Annotated in this window: 10 protein-coding genes and 1 riboswitch; of the genes, 2 read left to right on the top strand and 8 right to left on the bottom strand. The window is 70.5% G+C overall.

Annotated elements, in window-relative coordinates; genetic code table 11:
* The 3 genes from WFJ97_RS12015 to WFJ97_RS12005 all read right to left on the bottom strand — a co-directional run bounded on the left by WFJ97_RS12015 (nt 1) and on the right by WFJ97_RS12005 (nt 2,968).
* Nucleotides 1-792 (bottom strand): energy-coupling factor transporter transmembrane component T family protein, encoded by a 792-nt coding sequence (locus tag WFJ97_RS12015; protein WP_336641645.1) that lies wholly within the window; start codon nt 790-792, stop codon nt 1-3.
* Entirely contained in the window at nt 789-2,246 is a 1,458-nt protein-coding gene (locus WFJ97_RS12010) for an ABC transporter ATP-binding protein (protein WP_336641644.1), read from the bottom strand. Before WFJ97_RS12010 ends, WFJ97_RS12015 begins: the two co-directional genes overlap by 4 nt.
* Nucleotides 2,246-2,968: an ECF transporter S component gene (locus WFJ97_RS12005; RefSeq protein WP_336641643.1), complete on the bottom strand. Its 723-nt coding sequence runs from the start codon at nt 2,966-2,968 to the stop codon at nt 2,246-2,248. The genes WFJ97_RS12010 and WFJ97_RS12005 overlap by 1 nt, the downstream gene beginning before the upstream one ends.
* Nucleotides 2,959-3,070, bottom strand: a riboswitch (TPP riboswitch). It overlaps the preceding gene by 10 nt.
* Before the next feature lie 83 nt (nt 3,071-3,153).
* Between WFJ97_RS12005 and WFJ97_RS12000 the strand changes: the two genes are divergently transcribed.
* On the top strand, nt 3,154-4,770 hold the full coding sequence (locus tag WFJ97_RS12000; protein WP_336641642.1) for a D-alanyl-D-alanine carboxypeptidase family protein: 1,617 nt from the start codon (nt 3,154-3,156) through the stop codon (nt 4,768-4,770).
* A 440-nt stretch (nt 4,771-5,210) separates the two neighbouring features.
* On the opposite strand, the gene WFJ97_RS11995 is transcribed toward WFJ97_RS12000, so the two are convergent.
* The 3 genes from WFJ97_RS11995 to WFJ97_RS11985 form a co-directional block, all read right to left on the bottom strand.
* Nucleotides 5,211-7,484: an ABC transporter ATP-binding protein gene (locus WFJ97_RS11995; protein ID WP_336641641.1), complete on the bottom strand. Its 2,274-nt coding sequence runs from the start codon at nt 7,482-7,484 to the stop codon at nt 5,211-5,213.
* On the bottom strand, nt 7,481-9,208 hold the full coding sequence (locus WFJ97_RS11990; protein ID WP_247624419.1) for an ABC transporter ATP-binding protein: 1,728 nt from the start codon (nt 9,206-9,208) through the stop codon (nt 7,481-7,483). Before WFJ97_RS11990 ends, WFJ97_RS11995 begins: the two co-directional genes overlap by 4 nt.
* A gap of 157 nt (nt 9,209-9,365) precedes the next feature.
* Nucleotides 9,366-10,427 carry an enoyl-CoA hydratase/isomerase family protein gene (locus WFJ97_RS11985; RefSeq protein ID WP_336641640.1) on the bottom strand — a complete coding sequence of 354 codons (1,062 nt, stop codon included), beginning with the start codon at nt 10,425-10,427 and terminating at the stop codon, nt 9,366-9,368.
* A gap of 112 nt (nt 10,428-10,539) precedes the next feature.
* On the opposite strand from WFJ97_RS11985, the gene WFJ97_RS11980 reads away from it, so the two are divergent.
* Nucleotides 10,540-12,495, top strand: coding sequence for an ATP-binding cassette domain-containing protein (locus WFJ97_RS11980; RefSeq protein WP_336641639.1), 1,956 nt, complete (start codon nt 10,540-10,542; stop codon nt 12,493-12,495).
* Between the two features lie 77 nt (nt 12,496-12,572).
* Here WFJ97_RS11980 and WFJ97_RS11975 read toward each other — a convergent pair whose 3' ends face one another.
* Together WFJ97_RS11975 and hemL are read right to left on the bottom strand one after the other, a co-directional pair.
* Entirely contained in the window at nt 12,573-13,022 is a 450-nt protein-coding gene (locus WFJ97_RS11975) for a hypothetical protein (RefSeq protein ID WP_247624416.1), read from the bottom strand.
* A gap of 85 nt (nt 13,023-13,107) precedes the next feature.
* Nucleotides 13,108-14,430, bottom strand: coding sequence for a glutamate-1-semialdehyde 2,1-aminomutase (hemL, locus tag WFJ97_RS11970; protein WP_336641638.1), 1,323 nt, complete (start codon nt 14,428-14,430; stop codon nt 13,108-13,110).
* Nucleotides 14,431-14,439 lie beyond the last annotated feature (9 nt).

Raw genomic sequence — 14,439 nt, 5'->3', positions numbered from 1 at the left:
CTAGGAGCTCGGCCCGAGGATGAAGTTCCACGCGCCGGTCGCGATCGCGGCGGCCACGGCCACCCCGGAGATCGTGAGACCGACCGCGAGCAGCATCCATTCGGCCGCCCCGAACCGCGATTCGCGCGCCCACGTGCGCCGACCGGGGGCTCCGAAGCCGCGGGCCTCCATGGCGGTGGCGAGCTTCGCGCCCCTGCGGATCGAGAGCACGAGAAGGGCGAACGCCATGCCGAAGAACCGGCGGATGCGTCCCCGATCGGCGACTCCGCGGGCCCGGCGCGCGAGTTCGAGCGCCCGCCAGTCATCGAGGAACAGCCCGATCATGCGCAACCCGGCGAGCGCGCCCAGCACGAACCGGGCGGGCAGCTTCAGCACCTGAGCGAGTCCGTCGGCGAGGTCGGTGGGGTCGACCGTGATGAACAGCACCACCGACGGCAGCGCGATGGCGAGCACGCGCAGGAAGGTCGCGAGAGCGAGCGCGAGCGACCCGTCGCTGATGCGCAGCACGAACCACTCGACGTAGATCGTGCCGCTCGTCTCGCCGTAGAGCGCGATCGTGACGGCGGTGAGGGGCGCCGCGAGCCAGACCGGCCAGGTGCGCAGCCAGAACTCGCGCCAGCCGATGCCGGCGAAGAAGAACAGCACGCACTCGAGCACGAGGGCGACGGAAGCCGACACCGGATCGAGCGTGAGGATCAGCGGGATCGCGATCAGCGCGCTCACCCCGAGCTTGGCGACGGGGTTGATGCCGGCGATCCGTCCGGTGCGGGCGGTGGTGTCGAGCACGGTCATCGGATGCCGCCCAGCTCGTAGCGTTCGGCGTGGAGCGCGCGGGCGACGTCGAGGTCGTGCGTGATCGTCACGATCGCGGTGCCCTCGTCGCGCAGGGCAGCGAGCATCGCGACGAGTTCGGCCCAGGTACGGGCGTCCTGTCCGAAGGTCGGCTCGTCGAGCACGAGCACCCGGGGCCGGGTCGCGAGGGCGGCGGCGACCGTCAGCCGACGCTTCTCGCCGCCCGACAGCGTGTAGGGGTTGGCGCGCGCGAGCCGGTCGAGGCGCAGCCGGTGCAGCAGCTCCTCGCTGCGCGCGGCGATCTCGTCCTCGGACATGCCGAGAGCGCGCGGGCCGACCGCGAGCTCGTCCTGCACGGTCTTCGCCAGCAACTGATGCTCGGGCTCCTGGAAGACCATCCCGATACGGGTGAGCAGATCGCGCGAGGCCCAGTCGATCGGCGTCGATCCGATGCCGGCGGCCAGGGCCGCGGATGCCGCGACCGCACCGCCCGCAGGCGGCAGGAGTCCCGCGAGCGTGAGCCCGAGGGTCGACTTGCCGGCACCGTTCGGCCCGGTGATCGCGAGCGCCTGTCCTGCCCGCACGTCGAGGTCGATGCCGCTCGCCACGGGCTTCCCCTTTACGCGGGCGACGGCGAGATCGCGGGCCGAGATCAGCACCTCGCCGGACGCCGACAGCGGAGCGGGCGGAGCATCCGGAGCGAACCCCGGCACCCACACCCCGTCGGCCGCGAGCCGGGCGCCCTCGACGCCGAGCACGTGCGCGGGCGGTCCGTCGGCCACGACCCCGCCCTGCCCGACCACGATCACCCGGGTGATCAACGGCAGCCATACGTCGAGGCGGTGCTCGACGACGATCAGCGTCGCGGGGTGCGCCTGCAGCATCCGCTCGACCGCGTCGCGCACCTCGACCACGCCCGCGGGATCGAGGTTGGCCGTCGGCTCGTCGAGCAGCACGAGCCCCGGCCGCATCGCGAGGATGCCGGCGAGCGCGAGGCGCTGCTTCTGCCCGCCCGACAGCGCCTTGGTCGGGCGATCGAGCGGCACATCGAGGCCGACCGCGTCGAGCGCCTGCGTCACGCGCGGCCAGATCTCGGCGCGCGGGATGCCGAGGTTCTCGCACCCGAAGGCGACGTCGTCACCCACCCGGGCGAGAATCACCTGCGAGTCGGGATCCTGGAGCACGAGCCCCGTGCGCCCGCGCGTGGACGCTGCGGGGATGCCGTCGACGAGGAGCGAGCCCTGGGCTTCGCCCTCCTCGTCGCCGCCGAGCACCCCGGCGAGTCCCTGCAGCAGCGTCGACTTGCCGGCACCGGATGCGCCGAGCACCAGCACGCGCTCCCCCGGCTCGATCCGGAACGAGACGTCCTGCAGCGCCCAGGCCAGACGGCTGGCATGACGCCAGCCCCACGCGGTCGCCTCGACCGTCGCGGGGCCGGCCTGATCGATCGTCATCAGACGCGGACGCGCGCCTCACGGCCCGAGCCGAAGCGATCGAGCGCTCCCGTGGCCGCGATGCCGCGCGCCAGCACCCACGACAGGGCCCCGGCGATCACCGCGCCCGACACGACCGTGCTGATCAGATAGATCACCGTGAACTCGGTGCCCGACCCCGCGTACCAGAGGATGAGGTTGTTGATGCCGCCGGCGAGGGCCGCCCCCGCTCCGGCGAGGATCGCGACCGGCAGCGACCAGCGGCGGTAGAAGAACAGCAGGAAGATCAGTTCGGCTCCCAGGCCCTGCACGAGCCCGGCCTCGAGCGTCAGGAACCCGCCCCACTGGTTGCCGATCAGGGCCGACACGACCGCGGCGAGCAGCTCGACGTAGATCGCCGCGCCCGCCTTGCGGATGATGAGGCCGCCGAGCACACCGGCGAACAGCCACGGTCCGTCGAGCAGCCCCTGCAGGCCCGGGAGCAGCGGCTCGAGGAGCGCCTTCGGGCCGAGGTAGCCGACGTTCCACGCGAGGAAGATCAGCCCGGCGGCGACGCCGAGCACGCTGGCGACCACGATGTCGACGACGCGCCAACGCCAGATCGTGGCGGGTGCGCTCTTCGCGGATGCCGGCTTCGCGGCGGATGCCGGGTTGGATCCGGATGCCGGGTTGGATCCGGATGCCGGGTTGGGTGCCGTTTCGCCGGTGTCCTTCGCGGCGGATTCGGGCGTGGACGTACTCATCTGAACTCCTCCCTGCGCTGGCATGACCCAGATCAGGTTCGACGGTCGAAGCGCGGTTCGCTCCCTCTCAGCCCGGCTCGCCGGACTCCCGTGGTTGTGCTGACCAGCATACCCGCGCGCCGACACCCGCGCCCGCCCGTGACGCATCGCCGCAGATCAGCCCGGGGATTGGGTACCGTAATCGAGTGACCGCCGCTCATCCCACCGACGCCGCCACCGCCGCCGTGCCCGATTCCGGCGCGGCTGCGACCGACGCCCCGGGCGAACTCGAGCCGCCTGCGACGGCATCCGTGCCCGCCGTGGCGGACCCTGACGAGGCGAAGGCTGCCGGCGTCGAGGAGGCTGGTCCCGAAGGTGCTGATGTCGAGGCTGCCGGTACCGAGAGTGCCGGTGCCGAGGCATCCGATACTCCGGAGGCGAACGAGAGCGAGACTCCCGAGGCCGCGTGGGCAGATGAGAAGCGCCCGGCCACCGCTCTGACCTGGATCGACACCGCTGCCGTCGCGGCGGGTTCCGCGGCGCGCACCTACGACGAGCCGTACGTCGAGGATCCCGCCGTCGCGATCATGCGCGGCGCCCGACTGCGCCCGGCGATCGCGAGCGCCCGCGTGCTCGTGCCGATCGGCATGGTTCTCGGTCTCGTCGGCGCATACGCCGGCACGACCATCCTCTGGCCGCTGCACGAGGTCGCCCCGACCGTTCATTCTGTCGAGTTCACCACCGTCGCCGCTCCCCCGGCCGCCGTGGCGTGGCCCGGCGTCGGCAGTGCAGCCGTCGGCGTGGGTGGCATCGGCTCGACGGCATCCTCGGTGGATCCGGCGAGCATCGCGAGCATCACCAAGGTGGTCAGTTCGCTCATGGTGCTCGACCGGATGCCCCTGGCCCTCGGCGAGCAGGGTCCCGAGTTCTCGTTCACCCGTGCCGACAGCCAGTCGTACTGGTCGTATCGGATGTCGGATCAGTCGTCGCTCGATGTGCCGGTCGGCGGAGTGCTCACCGAGTACCAGATGCTGCAGGGCACGCTGCTCGGGTCGGCGAACAACTACATCGACCGCCTCGCGCGGGAGATCTGGGGGTCGAACAGCGAGTTCGCGGCCGCCGCGGAGATCTGGCTGAGCGAGCGCGGCCTCAGCGATATCACGGTCGTCACACCGTCGGGCTTCGACATCGGCAACGTCGCGACACCCGACGCCCTGGTGCGCCTGGGCGAGCTCGCGATGAAGAACCCGGTGTTCGCGGAGATCGTCGGCACCCCTGCCGTCGAACTGCCCGGCGCGGGCCTCGTGACCAACACCAACGGCATGCTGGCCGACCCCGGTGTCGTCGGCATCAAGACCGGCACGCTGGTCGGGTGGAACCTGCTCACGGCGAAGAACGTGACCGTGGGCGACAGCACCGTGCAGCTCTACGCGGCGGTGCTGAATCAGGACGACGATGCCCAGCGGCTCGCGGCCACGCGCTCGCTGTTCGCCGAGGTCGAAGCGGCGCTCCTCGCCCAGGAACCCGCGGTTCCGGCCGGCACGGTCGTCGGTCAGGTGCGCACCGAGTGGGGCGCGGAGGTCGACATCGTGACGGATGCCGACACCGACGTGCTGCTCTGGAACGGTGCCGCGGCGACGACCTCGACGAACTTCTCGCTCGGGGATGCGCGGGAGGACGGCGACGCCGTGGGCTCGCTGAGCACGGCCGGCCCGATCGACGCGACCACGACGGAACTCGTGCTCGACGACGACGTCAAGGGCCCCAGCATCTGGTGGCGCCTCACGCATCCGATGAACCTGTTCGGCCTCGACTCGGAGTAGCCGGGTCTCCTGACTCCGTGAGGGGTCACAACACGCCGTGATCGTGCCCGCACGTGAGGCGTGTCGTGACCCCTCACGTTCAGATTGCCTCCTCGCACGCCTGTCGCCCTCTGCCGCCCGCTCATCCGCAGGGAAGAACGACACGTGCAGGGAGAATCCCGCCGAATCTCCCTAGATGTCTTTTCTCCCTGCACGTGGTTCCACGCCATCACGCCTGCACGGACGGATCACGTCCGCACGGCGAGACCCCCGGGATCGCCGTGCAGACGTGCGCGCTCCGTGCAGATGAGCGGGATCGGACGCATGCCGCGGCGGCGGGTTCTCGGGACGACGGCGCCGCACGCGAAGCGCCCCAGCCCGCGGATGCGGGTCGGGGCGCTTCGGGTGGGCGTGAGCCCGGGTACTGCGACGGGTCAGCCGTGCCGGGTCAGCGTGACGGGTCAGCCGTGGCGGGTGTCCCCCTCGGGAGACGGGTGCTCGATCACGGCCCGCGCCGCGGCAGCTTCGGCGGCGGGCTGCTGGGCTCCGACCGATGCGCCGGTGACGGCATCCGCTGCTGCGGCCTCGGCGGCATCCACGTCGTCGGCGTCGCCCGTGATCACGGTCGGCGTCGAGCCGGTGAGTGCCTCCTCGGCGTCGATGTCGGTCGCCGCCTGCTCGAACTGCGACTGGTACAGGCGCCAGTAGGCGCCCTGCGCGGCGATGAGTTCGTCGTGCGTGCCCTTCTCGACGATGTCGCCGTGCTCCATCACGAGGATGAGGTCGGCATCGCGGATCGTCGACAGGCGGTGAGCGATCACGAACGACGTGCGTCCCTCGCGGAGCGCCGCCATCGCGTTCTGCAGGAGCAGCTCGGTGCGGGTGTCGACGGCCGACGTGGCCTCATCGAGGATCAGGATCGACGGCTGGGCGACGAACGCCCGGGCGATCGTGATCAGCTGCCGCTCACCCGCCGAGACGTTCGACGCGTCCTCGTCGAGCACGGTGTCGTACCCCTCGGGCAACGCGTGCACGAAGCGATCGACGTACGTCGCCTTCGCGGCCTCGAGCACCTCGTCATCGGTCGCCGTGGAACGCCCGTATCGGATGTTCTCGCGGATGCTGCCCGCGAACAGCCACGGGTCCTGCAGCACCATGCCGGTGCGGGAACGCAGCTCGTCGCGCGTGACCTCCGAGATGTCCTGACCGTCGAGCAGGATGCGCCCGCCGTTCAGCTCGTAGAACCGCATGATCAGGTTGACGAGCGTGGTCTTGCCCGCACCGGTCGGGCCGACGATCGCCACCGTCTGCCCCGGCTCGACCCGGAAGGAGAGGTCCGTGATGAGCGGACGATCGGGCGTGTACGAGAACGCGACGTTCTCGAACTCGACGACGCCCTTGCCCTCGTCGAGCGCGGGAGCGTCGACGTCGTCGGCCTCCTGCTCCTCGGTGTCGAGCAGCTCGAACACGCGCTCGGCCGAGGCGGTTCCTGATTGCACGACCGCCGCCATTCCGCCCAGCTCCGACAGCGGCTGCGTGAACTGCTGCGAGTACTGGATGAACGCCTGCACGTCGCCGAGACGCAGCTGGCCGTTCGCGACCATGAGGCCGCCGAGCACCGCGATACCCACGTAGGTGAGGCTGCCGACGAAGGTCATCGCCGGCATGATGATGCCCGACAGGAACTGCGCCTTGAACGCGGCCTGGAAGAGTTCCTCGTTCTCGTCCTTGAACTTGTCGAGGGCGTCCTGCTCGCGGCCGAAGACCTTGACCAGCGCGTGGCCCGAGAAGGCCTCCTCGACGCGGGCGTTCAGCCGTCCGACCTTGCGCCACTGCGTGCCGAAGGCCTTCTGCGAACGCGGACCGATGACGCCGAAGATCACTCCCATGAGCGGAAGCGCCACCAGCGCGACGAGCGCCAGCTGCCACGAGATCGAGAACATGAGCACGAGCACGCCCACGACCGTGAGCACCGCGGTGATCGCGCCCGACAGCGACTGCTGCATGGTCTGCGTGATGTTGTCGATGTCATTGGTGACGCGGGAGATCAGGTCACCTCGCTGCACCTTGTCGAAGTACGACAGCGGCAGTCGGTTGATCTTCGCCTCGACCGATTCGCGCAGACGCCACATGGTGCGCACCATGATGACGTTGATGACGTAGCCCTGGATCCAGCTCAGGAACGCCGCGACCACGTAGATCGCGAGGACGGCGGCGATGACCCACCGGAGGGCGTCGAAGTCGACGCCGTCACCGACCTGGAAGTCACCGAGCGCGGCGACCTGGTTGGCGAAGTCGGTCTGGCCGCCCTGCCGCAACGCGTCGACGACGTCGTCCTGCGAGGTACCCGCGGGGAATCCGGGGAAGTCGCCGTTCGCCTGCCCGAGCTGCACCGAGATGAAGCCCTTGTAGATGAGGTTGGTCGCCTCGCCGAGCACCTTCGGAGCCGCCACCGTGAGCACGACGCCGATGGCGCCGAGGATCGACACGATCACGAACCAGACCGCCGAGGGCTTGAGCAGGCCGATCATGCGGCTGAAGCTCTTGCCGAAGTTGTCGGCCTTGCCGGGCGCGACGCTGTCCCAGCCGCCGCCGTCCTGACGCGCCTTCTCGGCCAGCTCGGCCTCGTACTTCTCCTCGTCGGTCAGTTCGGGCTCGACGACGGCCGCGGTGCCCGCGGTCGCACTCTTGGCTCCGCGACCGCGACGGGTACGTGAGGAGTTCTGCTCGCTCATGCGTCCACCCCCAGCTGCGACTCGACGATCTCTCGGTACGTCGTGCTCGTCTCGAGGAGTTCTTCGTGCGTTCCGACGCCGACCATGGTCCCGCCCTCGAGCACGACGATGCGGTCGGCATCGGTGATCGACGAGACGCGCTGCGCGACGACGACCTTGGTCACGTGGGGCAGCTCCCTCCACAGCGCCTGTCGCAGACGGGCGTCGGTGGTGAGGTCGAGCGCCGAGAACGAGTCGTCGAAGACGAGGATCTGCGGCTGCCGCACGATCGCGCGGGCGATCGCCAGGCGCTGGCGCTGACCGCCCGAGACGTTGGTTCCGCCCTGGGTGATCCGCGACTCGAGCCCCTGCGGCATCTCCTCGACGAAATCACGACCCTGCGCGATCTCGAGCGCGTGCCAGAGCTCGTCGTCGGTGGCGTCTTCACGGCCGTAGCGAAGGTTCGACGCGACCGTGCCGGTGAAGAGGAACGGGCGCTGGGGAACGAGTCCGATCGTCGCCCAGAGCGATTCGACATCGGCGGTGCGGACGTCGGCGCCTCCGACGAAGACGGCTCCACCCGAGACGTCGAAGAGGCGCGGGATCAGCGAGACCAGCGTGGTCTTGCCGGCACCGGTCGATCCGACGATCGCGACGGTCTCACCGGGCTCGGCGGCGAAGCTGATGCCGGAGAGCACGGGGGCGTCGGCTCCGGGGTAGGTGAACTCGACGTCGTCGAACGCCACGGAACCCGGAGTCGGGAACGAGGTGACGCCGTTCGCCGGACGCTCCATGCTCGACGTCGTGTCGAGCACCTCGCCGATGCGCTCGGCCGAGACCGCGGCGCGCGGGATCATGATCGCCATGAAGCTGGCCATGATGACGCCGCCCATGATCTGTCCGATGTACTGCATGAACGCGAAGATCGTGCCGACCTGCACCGTGCCGCTGTTGACCTCGACGCCACCGAACCAGACGACCGCGACGACCGTGACGTTGAGGATGAGCATGAAGAGCGGGAACAGCAGCACGAACAGCGAACCCACCTTGCGCCCGACGACCATGATGTCGGTGTTCGCGCCGCGGAAGCGCTCCTCCTCGATGCGCTCGCGCACGAACGCGCGCACGACGCGCACGCCGGTGAGCTGCTCGCGCATGACGCGGTTCACGGTGTCGAGCTTGCCCTGGTAGCTGCGGAACAGGGGGACCATGCGGCTGACGACGAGTCCGGCGACGATCAGCAGGAGGGGGACGGAGACGGCGATGAGCCAGCTCAGCCCGATGTTGGTCTGCACCGCGAAGATGATGCCGCCGATCGCGAGCAGCGGTGCGGTGACGAGCATGGTGGCGCCCATCATCGCCAGCATCTGCACCTGCTGCACGTCGTTGGTGTTGCGCGTGATGAGCGAGCCGGCGCCGAACTGCGACACCTCTCGCTCGGAGAATCCGCTCACCTTGCTGAACACGTCGGCGCGGATGTCGCGGCCGGCGCCCATCGACGCGCGGGCGGCGAAGTACGTGGCGATGATCGACGCGATGATCTGACCGAGCGAGACCGCCAGCATGAGCAGACCGGTGCGCCAGATGTAGGCGGTGTCGGACTGTGCGACGCCTCTGTTGATGATGTCTTCGTTGAGACGCGGGAGATAGAGGGTGGCGATCGCGCTCGCGAACTGGAAGACCAGGACGGCGACGAGCAGCCACTTGTAGCGGGACAGATACCGAACGAGAATTTTACCCAGCACAGGCGGACTTTCTGAGAGATGAAGCTGTGGACTCAGGCGTGGGGGAAGGTGCCGACCGGGATCGGCCACAACAAAGCGTGACACGAAGCTCCGACATTCGTACCCCCGAGTTCGGAACCTTCGCTCACAGCGAACCCATCGACAGCCGGGCCGGCACTCAGAACAGCGGCGTCTCCGGCACGTACGCACGGGCATCCGCCCCGGCATCCGTCCCCAGCTCGGCGAGCGAGGCGGGCTGCCACTTCGGGTTGCGGTCCTTGTCGACCAGCTGCGCCCGGATGCCCTCGACGAGATCAGGATGCTCGTGCACGAACCACAGCACCCGCCGGTACTCGCCCTCGAGCGCCTCGCGCAGCCCGGAGGCCGCCCGCGCCTCGCGCACGGCGTCGAGCGTCACGACCAACCCCGTCGGCGCGAGCCCCTCGAGCAGGTCGGCCGTGGCCGTGGCATCCGTCGTGCCCTGCGCCTGCAACCGCTCGGCGATCTCGACGACCGTGTCGGCGGAGAAGGCCTCGTCGATCCACTCCGGCGACGGCGACAGCTCCGAGGGCTCCGGCGTCTCGTCGAACAGCAGCACGATCTCGCTCGGCCCCGTCGGGTCGGCGCGGAACGCGAGGGCCTCGCGCAGGGCGTCGAGATTGGCGGAGGGCACGTAGTAGTCCGCGAAACCGAGGGCGATGGCATCCGCCCCGTTCATCGAACCGCCGGTCAGAGCGAGGTACTCGCCGAGGCGACCCGGCGCACGGCCGAGCAGCCAGGTGCCGCCGACGTCGGGAGTGAAGCCGATGCGCGTCTCGGGCATCGCGAGCTTCGAGCGCTCGGTCACGATGCGGATCGCCGCGTGCCCCGCGAGCCCGATGCCGCCGCCCATCGTGATGCCGTCGGCGAAGGCGACGATCGGCTTCGGATACTCGGCGATCATGGCGTTGAGCGCGTACTCCGCGCGGAAGAACTCGGCGGTGGACTCGGGATGCCCCGACACGATCTGCGCGTGCAGGGCGCGCACGTCTCCCCCGGCGCAGAAGCCGCGGTCGCCCGCACCGTCCAGCAGCACGATCTGCACGTCGGTGTCGGTGCGCCAGGCGTCGAGCGCCGCGGTGAGCGCCTGCACCATGCCCAGGTCGAGGGCGTTGATCGCCTCGGGACGCTGCAGCGTGAGCCGCCCGAGAGCGCCTTCCGTGCGGACGAGGACGCGGTCGGAGGCAGAGGTCTCGGTCACGGGAGCCAGGCTACCCCGGTCGCCGCGAGGGCTCGCAATCCACAGGAAATACGCGATCCGGACGGTTTTCCGGCAGGATAGGGGGAATTGACCAAGCAAGGAGAGGTCGCGCATGACCGACGGACAGGTTCTCGAATTCACGGGCGTGACGAAGCGCTTCAATGAGGTGACCGCCGTTTCCGACTTCTCTGCTCGGATCGAGCCGGGTGCGGTCACCGCGTTCCTCGGCCCCAACGGGGCCGGCAAGACGACGACGCTGCGGATGCTGCTGGGCCAGGTGCGCCCGACATCCGGCACCGCGACGATCGGCGGCCAGTCGTACGCCGAGCTCCGCCAGCCGCTGCGGGTGATCGGTTCGGTGCTCGAGGAGACCGTCTACCGTCCGCGCCGCACCGCGAACCGTCAGCTCACGATCGCGGCCAAGGCCAACGACATCCCGCTCGGTCGCGTCGCCGAGGTGCTCTCCCTGGTCGGGCTCGAGAACGAGGGCGACGCCCGCATCGGCGGATTCTCGCTCGGCATGCGTCAGCGCCTGAGCGTCGCTCACGCTCTGCTCGGCGACCCCGGGGCTCTCGTGTTCGACGAGCCGGCCAACGGGCTCGACCCCGAAGGCATCCGCTGGATGCGCCTGCTCATGCGCCGTCTCGCCGACGAGGGCCGCACCGTGCTGGTCTCGTCGCACGTGCTCAGCGAGGTCGAGCAGGTGGCCGACAACGTGCTCGTGCTCTCGAAGGGCCGTCTCGTGCTCGCGAGCGGCATCGAGGAGCTCGCCGATCCTTCGGCCGGTGCCGTCATCGTCGACGCGGCCGATCGCGCCGCGCTCACCGCCGCCCTCGCCGCCGCCGGGTTCGACATCGAGGTCCTCCGCTCCGGGCTCACGGTGCGCGGCACCGACGCGCGCCGGGTCGGAGCGGTCGCCGCGGATGCCGGGATCGCCCTCACCACTCTCGTGCAGCGCGGTCCGACACTCGAAGACGTCTTCATCCAGCTCACCCGTGGCGGCCGGCTCGAGCCGCACGCCGGCCTCCTCGCGACGCAGCTCGTCGCTCCCGCCGCCGCGCCGGCGGCTCCCGTCGAGGAACACGCGACCGCTCCGGCCGACGCCGAGGATCAGGTCACGACGGACGACACGGCGGCGATGACGGCCTCCGCGATCGCCGCCGACGCCGCCGCAGCCGTGCCCGGCGGTCCCGTCGCGGCGGCAGTGGTCGCCTCCGGAGCAGGAGCCGCGATCGTGAACGACGGCGACGTCGTCGCGGACGAAGCGGATGCCGAGGGAGCGGTCGACGGCTCCGTCGACGGCGCCTCTGCATCCGACGACGCTGGATCCGACACCGCTGGATCCGACGACGAGACGCCTGCGGACGAGACGCCTGCAGACGGTACGGCCACCGACGCGGATGCCGCGCAGGTCGCACCGGGCCCGGTGTCGGCCGCGGGGCTCCCCTCGTTCGACGACATCCTCTTCGGAAACGGCGACGCCGCCGAGGAGGAGGCCACCTCGTTCCCGGGTGCCGAAGCTCCCGCCCACGCCGTCGACGGTGAAGCCGCGGGTGTTCCGATCGGCGAGGAGGCCGGGGTCGAGGTGTTCGACGACCTGGGCCCGACCGACGGCGCATCCGACGCGTCGTCGGATGGGTCTTCCGACAGCGACGAGGCGGCCTCCGCCGAGGACGCCGACCCGCGCTCGGCCGCGGTGAGCTCGATGCTCGCCGACGCCGCCCGCGCCTACTTCGAGGACGAGCCGAAGGACTACCCCCTCGGCGAGGCGCCCTCCGAGTCGGACGGCAGCGAGACGGACGATGCCGCCCCCTCCGAGCCGGAAGCCGACACGCAGGCGGAAGCCGACACGGCGACCGACGAGACCCCGAACGACGAAGCATCCGACGACGAAGCATCCGACGACGACGCTCCCGCCGATGGCGCTCCCCGCACGACCGTGATCGAGATCATCCCGGAGATCCCACTCACGGCGACCGACGACGAGCTCGCCAACGCCGACCACTACGACCAGAGCGGCGACGGCGACCAGCACCACGAGCACGGCGAGTACCGCCCCCGCGACTGATCGATCCGCACGGCGAGACGCCCTCCCGACCCGATGGTCGCGGAGGGCGTTTCGCCGTGGTCTGCGAGCGCGGTGGCTCAGGCGGGCCGCGGCCGGATCACCGGGCGCCGGGGTTGCTTGGTCGTGGGGATCGAGCCGGTCGAGACGATCTCCTCGACGTCGGCCGGCTCTTCGGAGACCTCGAGCCGCAGGGCCTGCGTCAGGGCGAGGCCGTGCCGGGTGGTCAGGATGAGACGGCGGTACTGCTCGTCGCCCGTGAGATCGATCACGACGCTCGGCCGGCGCTTGCGGATGAGCACGAAGTCGGTGCTGCCCGCGGCCTTCCACGTGCCGGCGGCGAGGATGCCGGGGATGTGGGTGCCGGGGTTGGGCACGCCGCGCAGCCAGGTCCAGGCGTCATCGGTGAGCTGCACCTTGGTGATCGTCTCGCGCACGATGCGGAGGTTGTCGCGGTGGAAGCTCGCGGCGCGTTCCAGCGGCGAGAGCACGATCTCGAGTTGCGTCTGATCCAACAGCAACGTCACCATGACACCCAGTCTGCCAGCGGCATCCTCCCAGTTGTCTGGATCTTGCTCACAGGAACACAACGATCCGTTGTGGGAATGCGCTTACTCAGGGACGAGCGGATGCCGCGGCGGCGGCGGCGAGGGGCAGCGCCGCCTCGATGCGCAGCAGTTCTTCGTCGCCGTGGGCGGCCGTGAGGAACCACGCCTCGAACACGCTCGGCGGCAGGGCGATCCCCTGCTCCCGCAGCGAGTGGAAGAACGGAGCGTAGCGGAACGTCTCCTGCGCCTGGGCCTCGGCGTAGTCGCGCGGGGCGGAGGGGCGGAACGACGCGTTGAAGAGGTTTCCCGCCTTCGCCACCGCGTGCTCGACACCGGCATCCGTGAGCGCCGCGTCGAGCGCACGCGAGAGCCGGTCGGCCGCCGCGTCGATGGTCGCGTAGACCTCGGGCGTCGCGAGGCGCAGCGTGGCGAGGCCCGCGGCGACGGAGAGTGGGTTCCCGGAGAGCGTGCCCGCCTGGTAGACCGGCCCCAGCGGGGCCAGGAGGTCCATCACATCGGCCCGTCCACCGAGGGCGGCCAGCGGCATCCCCCCGCCGACGACCTTGCCGAAGGTGACGATGTCGGGCAGGTAGTCCTCGCCCTCCGCGGCCTGCAGGCCCCAGAACCCGGCCGGGTGCACGCGGAACCCGGTGAGCACCTCGTCGAGGATCATCAGCGCGCCGTGCGCGTGGGCCGTGTCGGCGATGAGGCGGTTGAACCCGGGGAGCGGGGCGACGACGCCCATGTTCGCCGCGGATGCCTCGACGATGACCGCCGCGATGCGCGGGCCGTGCTCGGCGAACACGGCCGCCAGCGCCTCGGGGTCGTTGTAGTCGATCACGAGCGTCTGCGCGGCGATCGGCGCGGGCACGCCTGCGGATCCCGGCAGCGCGAGCGTCGCGACGCCCGAGCCCGCCGCGGCGAGCAGCCCGTCGGAGTGGCCGTGGTAGTGACCGGCGAACTTCACGAGCAGGTCGCGACCGGTCGCGCCGCGGGCCAGGCGGATCGCCGTCATGGTCGCCTCGGTGCCCGTCGACACCAGGCGCACGCGCTCGATCGGACGGATCTCGCCGAACCGCACGCGGTCGGCGATCAGTGCCGCGAGCTCGACCTCGCCCTCGGTGGGCGCGCCGAACGACAGACCACGGGTCGCGGCCTCCTGCACCGCCTGGACGACCTCCGGATGCGCGTGACCGAGCAGCGCCGGGCCCCACGAGGCCACGAGGTCGATGTAGGTCGTGCCCGCGGCATCCGTCACCGTCGCACCCTGCGCGGAGGCGAGGAACCGCGGCGTGCCACCGACCGACCCGTAGGCGCGGACGGGAGAGTTCACGCCGCCGGGGATCACCGCGCGGGCGGCGGAGAAGAGATCATCGTTGCGATCGGACATGGTGCTTCC

It is taken from the genome of Microbacterium sp. USHLN272, assembly GCF_037149655.1.
Taxonomy (GTDB): Bacteria; Actinomycetota; Actinomycetes; order Actinomycetales; family Microbacteriaceae; genus Microbacterium; species Microbacterium galbinum.
The sequence above is the reverse complement of the archived record's forward strand: the minus strand, read 5'-3'. Positions and strand labels throughout refer to the sequence as shown.